Origin of the sequence: Novosphingobium gossypii (genome assembly GCF_050433305.1) — a bacterium.
GTDB classification, from domain to species: Bacteria; Pseudomonadota; Alphaproteobacteria; order Sphingomonadales; family Sphingomonadaceae; genus Novosphingobium; species Novosphingobium gossypii.
The window spans coordinates 30404-45654 of record NZ_JBNPXM010000015.1 but is presented as its reverse complement, the minus strand read 5'-3'; the positions used below and the strand labels follow the sequence as shown (position 1 = coordinate 45654).

The following is a 15251-nucleotide window of genomic DNA, read 5'->3' as shown; positions in this document are numbered from 1 at the left end:
GGAAAGGGGAGGAAAGGAGACGATCCGACAAGGAGGAACGTCATGCCGCAATTCTTTCCCTCGCCGCGCCCCGCAACATCCCCCTGGGGCCTGGTCGCGCAGGCCGATCAGCTGCTTCCAGGGATCTGGAGCGTTGCCACGCCGTCTCATGGCGGATTGATCCTTTCTGCCGCGCGGCAGGCGGCAATGCCCGCCGCTCTTGCCCTCGAAGAAGCGGCTTACGAGAAGCATGTTGCATGGGGCCGGGTCGTGCTGGCCTTCGAACAGGAATTTCGGGACCGTGCCGTCTACGCGCCGTCTCATATCCAGGTGGCACGCGACACCGTGCGGTGCTGGCACACGAGCGCCTATAGCGCGTTTACCGGTGAGAGCGTCCCAGTTAACGAATCCCATGTCCTGAAACGCCGCGCAGCCTATCTCTCGGCAATCGGCGAGGTTGGCGTGACCGCAGCCTGGGGCGACTGGGCGTCATGGGTTCCTGCAGCAAAGGTCGGCGTGGTCGGGCGCTGCATCGAGGCGGTCGATCACCTCGGACATATTACCTATGCGGGTCCCGAGTACTATGCACTGGTCGATGCCGCCCGCTATGACGAACGCGGCGAGGCAGCCACTTTCGCCGGACTGGTAGCACAACAGATCGAGCGCCCTGCCGAACTCGCGCGCTGATCCGCGCCATGATCGATATCGCACTTGGCCTGCCGCACCTGCGGCAAGGCCCGCTCCTGCGCCGCGCGCTCACGCTCAAGGCGACCATGCTCGTCTCCGCGAACGGGCTCTCCCGCTGGCAGGGGAAGGGCGCTGCCCGCCAATGGCGGGGCTGGGATCTTCGCCAGCTTCGCAATGTCCCGGCAGGGCGCTCGCTCATCCTCGACTGCGGCGGTTTCACCAGCCACATGCGGTACGGCGGCTTTCCCTGGACGATCGACCACTACATCGATCTTGCTGCGTCCTTTCCCTTCACGTTGTTTGCGAGTTTCGACTACCCGGTCGAGAGCGAGATCGCTCATGACCGTGTCGCCATCGATGAACGGCTTGCCCGCACGATCTGCGCCAACCGGGAAACCCGTCGGCGTGCGCTGGATGCCGGGATTGCGGAGCGGTTCATGCCCGTTCTGCAGGGCCGGACACCGGGCGATTACGCGCGCTGCGCGGATGCTCTGGCATGGTCGATCATCCCGGGGCGCACGATCGGAATCGGAAGCATGTGCAGGCGCGACATCCATGGCCCGGAAGGTCTGGTCGCGGTCGTCGAGCACCTTGACCGCATTCTGCCGGCGGGCGTGCGTCTCCACTGCTTCGGAGCGAAAGGCACAGCGCTACCCTACCTCAAGGCCTTCGGGGACCGGGTGGCCAGCATCGACTCCCAGGCCTACGGGATTGCCGCGCGTCACGATGCTCTGAAGCAGGGCATCTCCAAGACCGACCGCTTTGTTGCCGATCATATGACGCGCTGGTTTCTGCAACAGAAGCGCCTGGCTACTTGTGCCGCGCCATGTGCCGCGCGTGGCGCAGCGCGGCACATGGACGTGCGGCTGGACACGTCGTACGGGCTCCAAGTTGAGGGCGGGGGATGGGAGGCAAACCTGCGACGCGCGAGGGAAGAGATCAACGCCCTCATTGCCGCCGGCGAGATCGCGCACGATGCTGTGGTCGAGACCTGGATTGCAGAGTGGGCTGCGGATCAGGAAAGCGTGCAATGACCACGCTCGATTGCGTTGCCACCGATCCTAGGCCTGGCTAGCCCGAGGCCGGACACCCGCTGAGGCCGGGGCGCTTGCACAAGCCTGGCGCGAATTCCCGGACCTTCCCGTAAACGCGGTGCCCGAGGCCCGCCTGGCACGGACCCGCGCACGCGTGCGCGCCATGCGGCCGATCTTCGTGGCCACCGCGGAGCGTCTCGAGGTACCGCGCCAGGCGCACAATTTGGACTGTACGACCGCAAAGGTCGCGCGGGCCGAGGCCGACGAACAGGATCGGGCGATCCTGCGTGGGCGCGATCTCTATGCCTACGACTGGGACGCCTCTATTCAGTACGCGCAGGGCCGGTATGCAGCGCATGCAGGATGGGCCCACCGCGCGCCGTTCAGTGCAGGGCGAGGTCGTTCTCTTGCATCCTTGCGCGAAGCTTACGACAGAGGGTTTGCCGATGGCGGCGGTGACCGCGGCGATCTCTTCGATCAGGCGAGGCGCGCCTTCGGCGCTGAAGCCCGTGACGAACAGGTCAGCGGCAGACCGGACACAGCCCGGATGCTTCCGAGCCTGTGGCCCTAACCTTCAGACGCGAGAAGGCCCTGTTCCTGGCACCGACGTGCGATCATCCTCTCCGAGGCCGACCTGCACTGCGGTGACATCTTGGGTCGCCCTGGTCGTTCGCTCGTCGAAATCGTGCAGGAGCGCTCGAATTGTCGCGCCACTGTTATTGTCATCGGCGCGCGCGGGATCGTCGTCGACCCCTCTGGACCTTGTGTACCCGTGCAACCGATGACGCGTGCGCAGGCCGATACCCTGATCCAGGACCCGGTCCAGGTCTCGATTCTGCGAAGCGCATTTGCGGGCCGTGACATCGCCGATCTCCTCGTCGCCGTGCAGGGTGAAGAGCTGCGGGTCAGCGACGCCCTTGTCGCTACCCTTGCGATCTGCCGGACAATGGAGCGCACGCGCAACTCAGCCCTGCAACAGCGAGCGCACTTCGACATATGGCTGTGCCGGGGGGTGATGCCGGGAGAAAACCTGGGCGCCGGGCACATCCGCTGGAGCAAGCGGTCGCTGGGGCTGACCGGCAAGCTCGGCGAGTTCATCGTGCGCTACGGCGGCTCAGGTCCGGGGGGTGGCCATCTGCTGCAGGTGAGCCTGACCGACGGCAGTCCCGCAGAAGGCTTTGTGACCAGCGGCAATCTGAGACTCTCCTCGCAGGTTCCCTTTTCCAACAAAGCCCATATGCGCCGTGAAATGGCACGCGCCCTGCGCACTTTCGGCAGCGCCCTGCGTTTCGCCGCGCCGCAATCCGTCGCCAGAACGCGCTGAGCCATTCGCTCGGCTCTGGCCAGCCCTGATAGTCGGTCGACCCCATTCCGGCGCTTATAGCCCTGCCAGCAAGCTGGGAATTAGGCATGCCAGCCATCCAAAGGCTGGACCAACGCCGAGATCGAACGCGCTATCGAACTTGTTCAGACCGGACACAGCTAAGCCCATATCGGTACGATCCTTGGCACGGAAGGTTTCAGACCCGGACCACGTCATCGCGTCAGGGACTGAGGAAGCGGACAGGGCAGGGAAAGGGCTGGCGCCCCGTCTGGATGCCCGTGAAAGATGAACTGCTCATCAAAGCCTACCGCGACTATGCCCGCCTGACGCCTAAGCGCAATCGTCTCGATCGATCGGTCTTCTCAATCCGTTGGCTAGCGGAATACCTGAACCTTCGCGGCACCCATGCCCGGTCCAAAGGCTTCCGCCTTGGTCCTGACTGGTCCGAGGCCGACGAAGCCTGGCTTCGCCCTGACTACGACAAGATCCCGAGGCCTGAACTCGCGCGTCAGATGAACCGGGACCCGCGTCGCCATCTTCACGCGCACAAATGTCCTCAGCCTCGTGCACGAAAGCCGCCAGCGCTGGACGCCTGATCATCTTGCCGTGCTGCGGATCGCTTATGAGCACGGCATCATCCTCACAAATCTTGCCGCGGCGATCGGCCGTGAAATCGACGCCCTTCACCAATATGCCCGAAAAAGCAGTGCCACGTCTTTCGCCGGCGCCCCCGCAGGCCCGGGCCTCCGACACTCGCTGACATCCTGCATCTGGCCGAGGCCGCGAAAGGAAAGGGGGAGGGGTGAAGGCGAAGGTACGGATTTTCCGCGCCAGTAGGAGATGCAGCATGTGCCCTAAAACTGAGCCGACTGCCACCCCGAACGCCAACAAAGGCATCAAGCTCGTCCTCTGGCCGGACGGAACCTGGTGCTGGCGTGACGACTTCGATCCCGCCGAGTACGCGTTCATGTCCGACGATTACGAAGTGATCGACATGGGCGACATGCCGCGCGTCGAACGTCTCGCCTGCGAGGATGCGCAGCTTTGCGCCGATGTCCTTAAAGAACTGCGCTGAGGGCGGGAACATGGTAGACCGCGTTTCCGCGTCGATCACGATCGGCGGCACCATCAGCTTTTCGCTCTGGCAGGCCCTTTCGGCCGCGATAGCGTCCGAGGCCCCGTCCGCCGATCTGGACGGAGAACCTTTCACCGGCGGCGGCCTGATCGAGGGCCAGCCCTTGTGCCTCTATGCCCACGAAGTCGCCAATGGCACCTTCAAGGAACTCGAACCGATCTGTCAGGCCCACGGCTTACCGTTCGTGCGCTCCTCCTACGGTTCTACCGGGCAATGGGGCCCGGAAAAGGTCGTTTTCACCGGGACCGGCGATCCGACCATCTTTCCCTGCAGCGAAGACGGCACCGCCTATGTCGATCGCGCGAAAGTCGCGGCACTCGGCAGTCTCGCGGCGGTGAATGCCTATCTCGGCGAGGCCGATTTCCCTGTTCCCCCGATCGTCATCACCAACAAGGTAGGGGATCCCCGTCGACGAGCGCCCGACCATGCGCAGCTGGATCGAGCGCTTCAACGCTGCCGTGCCCCCAGCCCAGCGCCCCCGACTTACCGCCCGACCCAATGGAGAATTTCGATGTCCCTTGCAAATGCCACCGCCGGCAGGCCCGAACGCGAAATCATCCCCCGTCTCAACGATCGCTGCCGGCACGGTCTCGACCGTACCAAACGCATCGTCGTCACCCGGCCCTGTCTTGGTACCTTAGCCGAAAACACCATGTCCGAACTTGTAGCCCAAGCCCCAATCCTCGCCGAAGTCCGCAAGTTCACCTATCCCGAGGGCGACAAGAGCCAGCGCGATCGTGGCCAGATCGAATGCAAGGGAACAACAGTCTATTTCCAGATCGACGCCTACGACGCCGATCTGAAATGGGTTTCGCCTGACACCACAAATGCCAGCGTTGCGCGCCGCGTCATGACAATCACGGTCCGCGAGGATCTTTGACCTGCAATTGCAATTCCCCTGATTCCGTATGATACGGAATGTCGATAAATGTACGGATTGCGCGGTATCTGCGCGATAGCAGGAGATCAGGCCATGAGCTTGTCCATCGAAACTTTCCGCTCGAGCGAAGTCTCGAAGCGCTTCGGTTTCTACTACGATGAAGCCATGACCCGCCCCATCGCGGTCGAGCGTAATGGTGCCGCGCGCGTCGTCATGCTCCCTGCAGCGGAGTACGAACGCTTGGCGCGGCTCGACCACATCGCGCTCGCTCCCGAGGACCTGAGCGACGATGCGTTCAACGCGATCGCCAATGCCCAGCCAGTGCCCGAGTCCTACGATGCCAACAAGCTCCTAGACTGAGCCGCGCCCGGGCGAAGTCATCAACTATCTCTACCTCTGGCGGCACGAGCACGACCGAGGCCAAGAAGACGGCCGGAAAATCCGGCCATGTATGGTCGTTGGCACGTACCTGAAGCACGGACGCTTGCGCGTCATCACGGTGCCGCTGACGACGCGCGATTATTCTCCCGAGCACTCGCTTGAATTGCCGCAGGGCGTGATCGAGCATCTGCGCTTGGATGTGCGAAGCCGTATCGTCTGGAACGATATGAACGAGTTCACATGGGTCGGGCCTGACGTGCGATCGGGCGCTAACGGCACCCCGGTTATAGGCGTCATCCCCGAAAAAATCTACCGTCAGGTTGCTGCCAATATTCTGGCGCGCCGGGTGAAGATCACGCACCGGACGGAGTGAGCGTCCATCTGCGCTAACTTGCACCTCATCGACAAGTGTGCAGAGCTGCACAGATACCCGCCCTTTTCCGCATCTTTCCTGAAGATCAGCGCCTTCGGGATCATGGTCGTGACTGCGACGATCATGGCCAACTTTGGGCTGACCCCGTCGGGACGTGGTCTTTGTGTCTGGCGGGTGCGTTTTTGGTCGCGACAGGCTTGCTGCCCGCTTGATATAGGGTAGCGGCAACGAGCCGGTCGCGTTTTTCGGTTGCCTTAACATCTGTTCAATTTTGATCAGACCGGCTTAGACTTTGTCACAGGCATCGACCAACTCTTTGTCAGTGATCTGTTCGAGCCCCATCATCTTCGCTCCTTTAACACTGGAAACACGGCACTGGTCGCAGCCTATGGAGACCGCAAATGAGCGCGTGTGACAGCATTATGCAAGGATTGAACGAGGCGCTGGACCATGCACAGGGCAAGGAGACTGAGGCGATCGTCCACCGGATCGAGGTGCCGACCGTGGAGGTGGCCGCTGTCCGGGCCAGCACCGGCCTTTCCCAAAGCGCATTCGCGCGCAGCATCGGCGTCGCCAGGAGGACATTGCTCAACTGAGAGCATGGCCGCCGCCATCCCACCGGCCCCGCGCAGGTTCTGCTCGCCATGCTGGCTAAGAAGCCGTCGCCGGTGAGCGAGCTTTTGCGCTGAACCACTACTTTCTTCTCTGGCGGCTCTTCCTCCCGCGCGAGGGTAATCGGACAGGCCCTTATGGAGCGCGGCCCTCGGGTTCCTGAGAGGCGGGAAGGGGTGGTTATCTGCCGTTGCGAAGCTTGAACTTTGCAGAGAATTGCTGCCCGCGAAGAGGGCAACCGCGACTAACAGAAGACACGGCTCTCCATCGGGTTACATAGGCGACGAGCGCAGCGCCCCTTTCGTCCACAAGATTTGACGAGCAGCCGTTCAAATGGCCGCCTACTGCAATCCTGCAAGTCACAAGAGCGTCAGCTTCGGGAAAAGGATCACGGTCTCGGTCCGGCAACGATGGCATCGTTGGCCGTACCAATTTGACGTCGTTAGGGGTGAAGGCGAGTGGACATTCAGCCGCCACCGCAAAGGATGGCAACAGAATGACTGTTAGAAAAGCAGCTATCCCGCGCATGGGGGAAAGCTAAGCCCAAGAATGAACGACCGCAACGGGGCGAGAGCATCCCTACCGCAATCGCAGCCGCGCCCGGACAAAAAAGCACGCCGCGGCAAGCCCCATGATGCCGCATACGATTGCTAGAACTTTCAGTCCCTCTGCCCGGCTACCATAATAAGATGCGTGCGAAATCTGCGAGAGAATCGCGAGGCCGATGATTGCGGAAAAACATCCGACCGCCATTAGAGCAGCACGGAACAGCTTAACCATCACTACCCACCTTCGAACATCTGCTTGTGGAGCGTGCCACGCTGATCAGTATGACCGCAAGGGGGCGTCTGCCGCTGGACCGCTTCGCCGATTAAAATCTTGCAAGGCGTCATTCCGCTTCCAAGCACCGGCTTGCCGTCGCCTGACAACCGAGAGGGGTGGAAAGGTACCGCTTCAAGCGCAAGACGTCCTATCAGTGGACCGCTTCGAGCACCTCTACTCCTGCCCGCGTAAGTAGCGGTTCGTTTTTCTTCTGCACTTCCGCACCAACCCGCACTACGTACTTCATGTATGTAGCCTTATCTCTTTCGCCGAGAGCAGTGCAGACCTGAGCAAGCTCGCCAGAGGAAAGCGTGCCCCACACGCTAATTAAGTTCTGCTCCCACTCGTGATGATGGCGTTCGACAACCGCGTCGACGGCGCGCGAGCGTGCTTCCGGTGACGATGATTCGTCACGTTTCGAGACCATGGCCGCAGTTTGGGTCCGCTCAGTTACCGCCTTCAGCATGGACCGAAACTGTTCTTTTGGCGCCATAGCACTCACAACACCTTGCGCGTCTGGAGTGGCGCATTTGGGCGCAGAGCCACAACCGAGGAGAGCGAGCGGGGCGACGAGGATCAGAAGAGTACGGTGCATATGGAAGGTCTGACAAGCAGCAGTTAAGAATTCCTTCTGGCGCTATGCCGAATGTTCGCGACGGGGCGCTTTCCGCTTGACCGCTTCGCCGATTAAAATCCTGAAACACTGCCGTTCCGGTCCCGGCATGCAGCAAGGCTTGTCTTGATGACCGGGAGGGCCGGGTTCTCACCATCATGGCGCGCGAGGATATTTAAGACTGCGTGCTCGGGGTTAGGCGTCGCCGGGGCAATGGCATTTCGATGTCTTGCGACCGCAACATCGCGGCTGCAAACTCCCTCCGGCAACCGTAGTTTCGAAGGCAGCCCGGACAATCAACGCGGCCTTGACCAGAGCGTACCGGACAATCCTGTACCGCCTGCCCGGGTCGCTCCTACAAAGGCGAACTGGATGAGCCGTCATGATGTCCCCGTCAAAGCCGGTAGCGGCGCAAGTTCGGCCTCGATCGGGTGGGATCGCCCCTTGCAGACGTTCTTCGTTCAGGTGAGGCGCATAAAGGACGGTGAGGAAGACTGTTTCCTCTGGGAAGGCACAGACTATCGTGCGCTTCCCACAGCCTCGGATGCCATCCGTCTCATCGAACCTTTCTGCACGATCCCCGCCGACCTGGGGCAGTGCCTGGAAATCGACCGGCTGAAAACTTCGGCACGCCCCGATGGCGAGCACCAGATCGCCGCACGCGTATTCATCGACCGCCTGCGCGGCACATGACCGGGCTGATGCGCCGCTTCGCAGCCGTCGCACCGTGTGCATCCAGGACAGCTGTTTCGAGATGGGAAAGAAAAGGGGGGAGCGCAGATCGTCACTAGAGGAGATGACGATGACCCGTGTTTTCCAGATCGGACCCGCGCCACTCGAGGAAGCTTGCGCTCAGCTTGGCTGCACACCGGACTTTGAGGACTGTAATCGCCTTGAGCTTACCGTCTACCGGGCGGCTCTTATTGCCAAACACGGGCTTCCGCCCGAAGGCGTTGAGATCGCCGCGCGGGCAAACAGGCATGATTTCGGGACGTATCGTGAGCTTGTCGCCGTGATCGACGCCAGGGCGCAGGAGCGTCCGGAAGCGATCGCCTATGTTGAAGCGGTGCAAGAGGGGCTTCGATCATGGATCAGTGCCGGTTTCACCGCACCGATCACCTACAATGCACGGGCGGCCCCGTCCGACGAGCGGCGCACCGCTGAGGACATTGTCGCGAGCGCAATGATGATCACGCGGCCGGCGCCGGGTGGTACGTTTTTTCCCAGTGAGAATGAGACGTTGCACCGCAACCTTCTGGAGGCCTTTCCCCAGTGGATACCGGCGTTGTTGCGCGAGGGCGCACATCTCAAGAGTGCGGCGGTGGCTCATACCGAACGCGGTCCAGCGCGCGATCCACAAATTGTCGCATCGTCTGGATCATAAGTGTTATTCCCATGCCGATCGGCAGCCACCCGGTTCTGACAAACTTCATCTCGCCCGACCAGAAGGGTTTATGCCCTTATTCAACTTGAGCCGGTGCATCCGCTTCCGGGTCATTTTCGATTTACCTGGCCACAGGGCGTTCATCGCGGATCTCAACGATCCGCGCTGCCGGTCTCGCCCTTCTATCCGGCCGGCTGACCCTGGTCCGCAGATTCCTGCTTGGCCGGAGTGCTACCACCCGCCGTGCGCTGACCAACGCTTCAACCCCGGTCTTGGAGTTCCGTCCGGTCCGCGCCGTCTTGTCGTTCAGATCGGACGAGCCAAAGCCCGTGATCTTCGTGTTTTCTCCGCGCCCCAGCGCATCGGCGATGTGATCGATGACGGAGCCGACCATCCGATGCGCAGCGGGTCTGCTTGCGGCAAGGCCGGCATGCATTCGCTCGACTATCGTCGCGCGGGCCAGAGCTTCATGTTGCGTGCCCATGTCCAGCCCTCCGAGGGTAGGGGCGAAGCCAGGCGATGTGCGGACCGACGCACGGTGTACTGGGATTAGAGGGTCGCGGTGGGGCTGGCGGGTGCGCCGCGCTCGAATGGTCCATGCCCTTGGTCGGTCTGCCTCTTTGAGCCCGGTACGTAGCGGGCGTGCATAGGAGGGCGTGGTGCATTTCGTCTTCCTTGCACCTTTTCAGGAGGACGCTGGCCTGAAGAGGCGAAGCGGATGCGCGCGTTCGCGCGCTGCCGGGCCTGAAACGGCCCGGGGGGAGAGGGGGAAGGGAGAAGGTGTCTCGGACATGAGGTTCGGGAGCATCTGGAGAAGCAGCATGAGCATGAATATCGGAAGCCTGAAGGCAAACGACGAAGGCACTCTGGTCGGTCGCATCGTGACGCTGGGTTTCAACGCTGTAGTCGCCCTGCGTGAGGTCAACTCGAGCAACGATCGTGCACCCGCTTACGACATGATGGGCTTGTCGGCTGATCGCCGCACCTGGGTCAAGATCGGTGCCCTTTGGGAATATACCTCGAACGAGACCGGAGAAGCCTTCCTGTCGGGCCGAATCGACGATCCCAGCCTGGAGAAGCCGCTCGACGTGGCGATGTTCCGGCAGGAAGACGGCACGCTGAACGTCAGCTGGCGTCGTCCCCAGCGGCGCCGCGCAGCGCCCAGCTTCGGTAGCAACGATGCCCTGCCGCCGATGCCCCCCGCAGGCTCTGACGAGGGTGCGGACAGCATCGGTTCGGGCTCGGGCTCGGGTGCGATGTCGGGCGGCGATGGCCTCGGCGAAAGCACCGCGCCTGCACGCGGCGCGCCAGCCGGTGCCCGCCGCAAGGCGCCCGCCGAGGCCCAAGACACCGTTGCGGCCTGATCCGACACACCCTGGCCGGGCTCCATCGGGCCCGGCCATCCACCTCATCTCGAGAATACAGGACACGAGATCGATGATGACTGCCGATACCGCATGTCTGCGTGTCGCCCGTTCGCTGGGCGAAGTGGAAAACGACATCGACGCCCTTCTCGGCAAGACCGGGGCCCTGCTCACCGAGATCCTTCGCGCGCGCGCAGCCACCGGGCATAGCGCCCAGGACGCCCAGCGTCCTTTGGCCCGGGTTGCCGGCTTGCAGACCACGCTGATCGAGGCGCGTTCGCAGGTCCTTCACGCGCACGGCGATCTCAGGAAGCTGGGCGCAACCATGTCCATTCCGTTCGAATGCCGCGAACGCGGCCAGCGATGGTGGGATCCCGCTCATTGGCGAAATGGTCCACCCCATTGCCGCCTGATGGATGACGCACAAGCGTCGGGGAAAGGTCCGTCACCCAGCCTCCGGGGTGGCGGGCCTTTCTTTTTGAATGGTGCTCTTACGAGCACTGAAGACCAGGATGGTGGCCGCCGCAAGCACTTCTTTGGAAGCCGGGTTTGGGTGGCGATACATTGAATACACGTATTCGTGTGAAGGAGCCGCCATGGCAACCTCAGTTCGGCTGGCTGCCCACGTCGAGCAGCGCCTCGATCATCTTGCTGCCGCAACCGGGCGGACGAAATTCTCCTATCTGCTCTGCGCGAAATTATCGAGCATGGCCTGGAGGACATGAAAGGCATCTACCTCTCCGACAAGGTCCTCGAGGACATTCGCGCAGGCCGTGATACGGCCAGCACGCTCGACGAGGTGGAAAAGCGCCTCGGCTTGGCAGATCGGACTGTCATCCTGCGCTGAAAAGACCCTTTTTCGGGCTCGACAGACACCGTCCGAGCGGATCGTCAGTGTCCCGAGGACGCGGGTAGCGGCAGGCGAGGAGCAGCGCCTCTGGCAAGGCTATGACAGGTGGTCTCGCGGGGCGCGGGCGATACCGCGTGGGTGACTACTGCATCGTCTGTCGAATGGGGACGGTGGGTTCTCGTTCTGGCTCTGACGATCGGACATTGCAGTGACGTCTGCCGCTACATAGCGGGCAAGCGCACCGGCCGCCGCTTTGATCAGTGGACCGATCGCTTGTAGAACCGCTGGTGCGGCGGGTCGGGCGAATGGAGCCATCGACAGGTTGGGGCTTTCGATCCGCACCAGCCCAGATGGGGCCGGACGTCCCCATGGCCAGTCGCTACCGGAAGCGTGAAACCAGGTCCGCACCAGGACCGGAGGCGCCGGCAGTTCGCCTTGTCCCAGCGCCATCGCTGCCGGATGGTCCGCAGGAGCGAGCGGCTGGCGGCGGTGCTGGTTCCGGCAAAGACGCCAGTGTCCTCAAGCCAGGGGTCAACCTGCTTGGGAGCACACTTCGCGATCAACCACCTGAGAGTGCCGGCGGAGCCGACCGCCTTCGCCAGGGCCCCTTGCCCCCGACCGGTGCCCTAGCCAACCCCGGCGTCGCGGGCCGTGTTGCCCGCCTGCGGCGGGCTGCCCGCACCACCCCGCTCCTTAGGGGTTCCCCTTCGCTTCGCTGCGGTGGTCAGGGCACCCGCCCGTGGGCTCAACAGGGGCACCGGCGGACGGTCCGCCGGCACAATCGGAGGGTTACGAAATGAACACCGTCAACCTGGTCGGCCGCATCGCCAAGGACCCTATAGCCCGCGACTTTCGCGACACCCGCATCACCGAGGTCATCCTCGTCACCGAACGCCCCCGCATCCGCGACGGCAAGGTCGAGAAGGACCCCGAGACGGGCTATCCGGTCAAGGACGCCGAGTTCCACAAGATCACCATCTTCAACGGACTGGGCATGGGCGTGCGCGGCCACAAGAAGAAGGGCGATCTGCTCGCGATCACCGGACGCATCCACTACAGCCGCTGGACCGATAACGAAGGCCAGACCCGCTACGGCTGCGAGATCATCGCCGAGGACGTCGAGTTCCTCTGATCCTCAAGAGGGCGGCGCACAGCGCCGCCCTTTCGCTTTGCTCCAGCAGGAGATCGCCAATGTCCGACTTCGATATCACCCGCGAACGCACCTTCGATCGCGCAGCGCGCCGCCTCGCCAGCCTCGAGCGCTTCGCCCAGCGGCGCGCCGACTTCATTGATGCCCTCGGCCTTGATGCACTCGGATCAAATACCCTGTGCGGCATATTCTACGATGGGGAGGACATCGAATTCGAGATCGCCACCGGCCACATCTACCTGTGCCACCTCGTCGACATGCAAAACCTCGGGATGGCGCTCTCGCCCGCCGCATAAGCGGCGGGCTCAAACCGTCAACGCAACAACGTCCGGAAGCCGGGAGTCCGGTTGCCGCCGCGGCCACTCCGGCGTGCCCGCTGCTGCTACCTGACGGGGCCAGGCCGTGCTGCTCGATCTTCCTTTTCCGACGCCGGGCCTTGTGTTTCTCGGCTTGTTCATCGTGCCAACGGCCGTGCTGGTACTGGCGAGAGATTGCGACGAGAAAGGCATTCGCGGTTGTTCTTGTCGAACTGGTGCTGTTCCTGCTCTGCGCTGCGATACCGCCTGCCGGGTTGCCGTACCTTGCTGCAGCACTAGCCGGGATTTTTGTCGCCTTTGCACTCGGCCTGGTCAGGGGGCTTTCAGGCAAACCGATCCGCGTCGCCGCTGTCGCTGGCGCGGAATGCGGGCCTTTGATCCTCGGTATTTCGGGAACACTGTGAAGTTCGTGCTTTCCAGTAACAACCCGAAGGCTTGGGCGGACGAAGGGTAGGGCACATCACGCTTGCGCGTGACCGGGCGCTATTCCGCTAGGCCCGGCTTCGCCCTGGCGCGGCCAGGGCTGCAGGCGGACCAAGCTCCACCGAGCCAGCCTGCGGCCGTCTCGGCCCTACGGGTGACGATCCCTTGTGCATGGTGCCCGCGCCCAATGACGGCAGCGTAAACCACACGGCCTTCCGCGGGCGCGGAGAAACCTCAAACTAAAATACTCTCACTGTTAGTCCAAGTCTGACACACGGGGCTTGGCGTCCGTCAAGGATGAGCGGTCCCCCCAATTTTCACGACCGCCCCTGCGGGACGCCCCAGAAAATCGGTTCCCCCGCTCCCCGCTTCGCGGCGGCCTGCGGCCGTCCCTGACCTCCTGATCCCCGGTGTCTGATGATGAGGGTCATCAAGAGGATGACGAGAAAATGGAGGCTTATCATGACCAAGTTCAACTCATTCGCCGATCTCGCCGGTAACCTCGCAAACGGCCGTATCGCCAAAGCAGCACGCGACGAGGAACAGGCTGCATCCTACGGCGGCGCCTTCATCGAACACAGCGAAATGGCCAAGCTCTCGATCATGGACGAGCCGATCGCAGCCGAAATGCCCGATCCCGACATGGCCCGCGCAGCTGTCGAACTCGCCGTTGGCACGGTCTTCGACGTCCTTCGCGACACCCGCATGGAGGAGTTTGCGCAGCAGATCGTGTGGGGGATCGTCAACTCCTTCCACATGACCGCACGCCTTGCAGAAGGTCGCGAGGACGATGCCGCCAAGAAGCTGGGTGAACTAGCCCGGATCAGCGACACCTCCGAAATCCACGCCGTCGAGATGGAGGAAGCCCAGCTGCTCTGCCAGACCCTGCAGGGATGCCGCGAAGCTCTGGAAGCCATGCGCGACCATGCCTCCGAGGTGTACCGCGTAGAGACCGGACGCCCGTTCACCGCAACGCGCGGCTCGCAGGTCGCGCGCACCAGCGCAACCGCCTCGCAGATCTCCGCACGCGACTTCCTTGCCGCCCGGGCGCGTCAGCGCAACGAGGATCACGCCCCCTCCGGGCCGATGGTCGTCGTGTCGGGCGGTCAGGTCTGGCATGACCACGAGATGCTCTGGGGCCTGCTGGACGACATGAAGGCGCGTATCCCCGAAATGGTCCTGGCAACGACGGGCATGCGCAAGGGCGTCGACGCCATCGCAACCGCATGGGCGCAGGCCCGCAAGGTCAAGTCGATCGCTTTCGTACCAAGCGCAGCACACGGGCAGAGCGCACCCTTCAAGCGCAACGAGAACCTGGTGCGCCTCCGCCCGGTCGAAGCGCTGGTCTGCGAAGGCAGCGGCATCCAGGCGAACCTCGCGCAACGCCTTCGCGCAGCAGGTGTCCCGCTGCACATCCGCCGCCTCGACGACCAGCGCGCACCGCAGGCACGCACCCGGGCGTGAGCGCCCGATGGGAGGCTCGGGCATCCGCCCGGGCCTCCCTTCCTCTTTCGTCGCGAGGAGGCGCGGCTCAGGGGCATCGAGCCCCTTCGCCGCGCGTGCGAGGTGCCCATTAGGGTAGATCGCTTCTGCACCTCACCCAAGACATCAATCCTGCTATCCACCTCCCCGGCTTGCCTACGTGGTGTCAAAGGCGCGGTTGCCCGCATGGGGCGAGGGCGGTGTCCGGCGCGGCGGTGCCTCGCGTGCTGGCGGGCCTTCGCCCGCTGCGCTTTGCGCGGTCCGCCTGGCCGGGTCACGGCATCGCCGGACGGGCTTGCAGCGGCCCGCCGTCGCGGTCCGGCTGCGTCGCCCCGGCTCGCCTGCGTGGCGTCATCGGAGAGCGTGCCCGCGCGAGGCGAGGGCGGTGTCCGGCGCGGCGGTCCCTTGCGTGCTGGCGGGCGTTCGCCCGCTGCGCTTTGC

Annotated in this window: 20 protein-coding genes; 18 read left to right on the top strand and 2 right to left on the bottom strand. The window is 63.3% G+C overall.

Annotated features, from left to right (window positions below):
• Positions 1–42 precede the first annotated feature (42 nt).
• The 10 genes from GGR40_RS19895 (at position 43) to GGR40_RS19850 (ending at position 6389) form a co-directional block, all read left to right on the top strand.
• Positions 43–666: a DUF7007 domain-containing protein gene (locus GGR40_RS19895; protein WP_429277992.1), complete on the top strand. Its 624-nt coding sequence runs from the start codon at positions 43–45 to the stop codon at positions 664–666.
• An 8-nt stretch (positions 667–674) separates the two neighbouring features.
• Positions 675–1700, top strand: a complete 1026-nt coding sequence (locus GGR40_RS19890; RefSeq protein ID WP_429277991.1) for a deazapurine DNA modification protein DpdA family protein — start codon at positions 675–677, stop codon at positions 1698–1700.
• 163 nt (positions 1701–1863) lie between these two features.
• The gene (locus GGR40_RS19885; protein ID WP_429277990.1) at positions 1864–2271 is read left to right on the top strand and encodes a hypothetical protein; all 408 of its coding nucleotides are present in this window, start codon (positions 1864–1866) and stop codon (positions 2269–2271) included.
• Positions 2272–2352: 81 nt separating this feature from the next.
• A complete protein-coding gene (locus GGR40_RS19880; RefSeq protein WP_429277989.1) occupies positions 2353–3024 on the top strand; it encodes a hypothetical protein in 672 nt (223 codons plus the stop codon).
• Positions 3025–3302: 278 nt separating this feature from the next.
• On the top strand, positions 3303–3620 hold the full coding sequence (locus tag GGR40_RS19875) for a hypothetical protein (protein ID WP_429277988.1): 318 nt from the start codon (positions 3303–3305) through the stop codon (positions 3618–3620).
• A 251-nt stretch (positions 3621–3871) separates the two neighbouring features.
• Entirely contained in the window at positions 3872–4099 is a 228-nt protein-coding gene (locus GGR40_RS19870) for a hypothetical protein (protein ID WP_429277987.1), read from the top strand.
• On the top strand, positions 4059–5039 hold the full coding sequence (locus GGR40_RS19865) for a DUF3768 domain-containing protein (protein ID WP_429277986.1): 981 nt from the start codon (positions 4059–4061) through the stop codon (positions 5037–5039). The genes GGR40_RS19870 and GGR40_RS19865 overlap by 41 nt, the downstream gene beginning before the upstream one ends.
• A 93-nt stretch (positions 5040–5132) precedes the next feature.
• A complete protein-coding gene (locus GGR40_RS19860) occupies positions 5133–5399 on the top strand; it encodes a type II toxin-antitoxin system Phd/YefM family antitoxin (RefSeq protein ID WP_429277985.1) in 267 nt (88 codons plus the stop codon).
• Between the two features lie 124 nt (positions 5400–5523).
• Positions 5524–5793: a hypothetical protein gene (locus tag GGR40_RS19855; protein WP_429277984.1), complete on the top strand. Its 270-nt coding sequence runs from the start codon at positions 5524–5526 to the stop codon at positions 5791–5793.
• Positions 5794–6215: 422 nt separating this feature from the next.
• Positions 6216–6389, top strand: coding sequence for a helix-turn-helix domain-containing protein (locus GGR40_RS19850; RefSeq protein WP_429277983.1), 174 nt, complete (start codon positions 6216–6218; stop codon positions 6387–6389).
• 989 nt (positions 6390–7378) lie between these two features.
• On the opposite strand, the gene GGR40_RS19845 is transcribed toward GGR40_RS19850, so the two are convergent.
• Positions 7379–7693 carry a hypothetical protein gene (locus tag GGR40_RS19845; RefSeq protein WP_429277982.1) on the bottom strand — a complete coding sequence of 105 codons (315 nt, stop codon included), beginning with the start codon at positions 7691–7693 and terminating at the stop codon, positions 7379–7381.
• A 360-nt stretch (positions 7694–8053) separates the two neighbouring features.
• On the opposite strand from GGR40_RS19845, the gene GGR40_RS19840 reads away from it, so the two are divergent.
• Together GGR40_RS19840 and GGR40_RS19835 are read left to right on the top strand one after the other, a co-directional pair.
• Positions 8054–8533, top strand: a complete 480-nt coding sequence (locus tag GGR40_RS19840) for a hypothetical protein (RefSeq protein WP_429277981.1) — start codon at positions 8054–8056, stop codon at positions 8531–8533.
• Between the two features lie 109 nt (positions 8534–8642).
• The gene (locus GGR40_RS19835) at positions 8643–9224 is read left to right on the top strand and encodes a hypothetical protein (protein ID WP_429277980.1); all 582 of its coding nucleotides are present in this window, start codon (positions 8643–8645) and stop codon (positions 9222–9224) included.
• Positions 9225–9345: 121 nt separating this feature from the next.
• On the opposite strand, the gene GGR40_RS19830 is transcribed toward GGR40_RS19835, so the two are convergent.
• A complete protein-coding gene (locus tag GGR40_RS19830) occupies positions 9346–9708 on the bottom strand; it encodes an HU family DNA-binding protein (protein WP_429277979.1) in 363 nt (120 codons plus the stop codon).
• A 337-nt stretch (positions 9709–10045) separates the two neighbouring features.
• Here GGR40_RS19830 and GGR40_RS19825 point away from each other — a divergent pair, with 337 nt between their 5' ends.
• The 6 genes from GGR40_RS19825 to GGR40_RS19800 all read left to right on the top strand — a co-directional run bounded on the left by GGR40_RS19825 (position 10046) and on the right by GGR40_RS19800 (position 14792).
• On the top strand, positions 10046–10588 hold the full coding sequence (locus GGR40_RS19825) for a DUF736 domain-containing protein (protein WP_429277978.1): 543 nt from the start codon (positions 10046–10048) through the stop codon (positions 10586–10588).
• A 73-nt stretch (positions 10589–10661) separates the two neighbouring features.
• Entirely contained in the window at positions 10662–11156 is a 495-nt protein-coding gene (locus GGR40_RS19820) for a hypothetical protein (protein ID WP_429277977.1), read from the top strand.
• A gap of 153 nt (positions 11157–11309) precedes the next feature.
• Positions 11310–11435, top strand: coding sequence for a hypothetical protein (locus GGR40_RS19815; protein ID WP_429277976.1), 126 nt, complete (start codon positions 11310–11312; stop codon positions 11433–11435).
• Between the two features lie 799 nt (positions 11436–12234).
• Positions 12235–12570, top strand: coding sequence for a single-stranded DNA-binding protein (locus GGR40_RS19810; RefSeq protein ID WP_429277975.1), 336 nt, complete (start codon positions 12235–12237; stop codon positions 12568–12570).
• A gap of 59 nt (positions 12571–12629) precedes the next feature.
• Positions 12630–12884, top strand: coding sequence for a hypothetical protein (locus tag GGR40_RS19805; protein WP_429277974.1), 255 nt, complete (start codon positions 12630–12632; stop codon positions 12882–12884).
• Positions 12885–13790: 906 nt separating this feature from the next.
• Positions 13791–14792 carry a DUF2493 domain-containing protein gene (locus tag GGR40_RS19800; RefSeq protein WP_429277973.1) on the top strand — a complete coding sequence of 334 codons (1002 nt, stop codon included), beginning with the start codon at positions 13791–13793 and terminating at the stop codon, positions 14790–14792.
• Positions 14793–15251: the final 459 nt, after the last annotated feature.